The organism is Holospora elegans E1 (assembly GCF_000648275.1).
Lineage (GTDB): Bacteria > Pseudomonadota > Alphaproteobacteria > Holosporales > Holosporaceae > Holospora > Holospora undulata_A.
Genome location: NZ_BAUP01000007.1, coordinates 1 through 1,210 on the forward strand (window position 1 = coordinate 1; position 1,210 = coordinate 1,210).

Annotated in this window: 2 protein-coding genes; one reads left to right on the top strand and one right to left on the bottom strand. The window is 37.4% G+C overall.

Translation table 11 applies throughout. From position 1 onward, the window contains the following. Positions 1 to 600: 600 nt before the first annotated feature. Positions 601 to 798, bottom strand: a complete 198-nt coding sequence (locus tag HE1_RS06275) for a hypothetical protein (protein WP_052567116.1) — start codon at positions 796 to 798, stop codon at positions 601 to 603. Between HE1_RS06275 and HE1_RS08445 the strand changes: the two genes are divergently transcribed. After that, on the top strand, positions 793 to 981 hold the full coding sequence (locus HE1_RS08445) for a hypothetical protein (RefSeq protein WP_162531116.1): 189 nt from the start codon (positions 793 to 795) through the stop codon (positions 979 to 981). The genes HE1_RS06275 and HE1_RS08445 overlap by 6 nt on opposite strands. Positions 982 to 1,210 lie beyond the last annotated feature (229 nt).

Here is a 1,210-nt window from a genome sequence, read left to right on the forward strand (position 1 = left end):
GCCAAAGAGTTTTGCAAGAGTATGCTGTATTTTTTTCGACCAAACCTGAAACAACATCGCCATAGATCTTGTCGACCGCGTCAATGACAACTTTCAACGCATTAGTCCAACACTTTCACTTTGATTTTGTATATTAGCTTAGATTTTACTCTTTATCTAGTTTCCGAAGAGATCTATTGTATCCTATGTCCTATCGGAAATCACCCAATTAGCTTTTACGAGCCCCCCCTTCCAGATCATAGTCCTGACCTTTTGTCAAGTAAAAAGCGGGGAAATTACCATAAATATCATATTGCATGGAATCTTGGCGCCCCCCACAGGACTATCCTATTAGTTTTGTGCATATTGATTAACGCAGGTGCGCACCAAAGAGGGGAAGTGTTATCTTTTTTTGGCAATTCAGGTTATAAAATACGTCTATATAGAGCTGCATTTATCGATGGCTGCGGAATATCTACAATGTTTTTAAGAAATCTTATTGAGCATTGTCCATTTAAAATTACTAAACCTGTATTCATGATTTAGCTATCCTTTAATAGGATCATGGAATGGGCTATCATACTCATGTTTTCAGCAGTCGCTATGGCAATTTCATAATCTTTAGATACCCTTTGCAAATGATTTAGCCATGCAAATGTTCTTTCGAAAATCTAACGCTTTAGCAAGTATAGCCCATCCTTGAGATATACGCTCTGAGATTACTATAGTTTTATTCAATAGAGTTCTCATAAATTCTTCCATGGGGTTTCTATATCCCGCATCTGCACACACTCCCTTTAATTTAGGATATTTTTGCACCGCTTCCTTAAAAACTCTGCACCCAGCACCTGTGTCATTGGACTTATGAACCGTGATATGGAGCAGATTGCCTTGCCTATCAACAACACTATGCCGTTTACGTATCTTTTTTCCCCCCCATCTATACCTATTTTTTCTGAGGCTCCTGTGGTTTTAACTCTTGTTTTAACACTTTGTGAATGACGCTATATCTGGGATTCTCACTCCTTTCATACTTACTTCTGCTTGTCTTAACAAGTTCATGCATCACTTTTTCCCATACCCCCTTAATCCTACTTGGTCTATCATACTCCCCCTCACTTTTTTGAAGGGTCTTTAAAAGATCCGAAAGACAGGCTATTTTATTAAAAATAAACAACAATGTTTAATGCAAATGAACCTCTCATCCTTAATAAATAAGATAACAAAACTA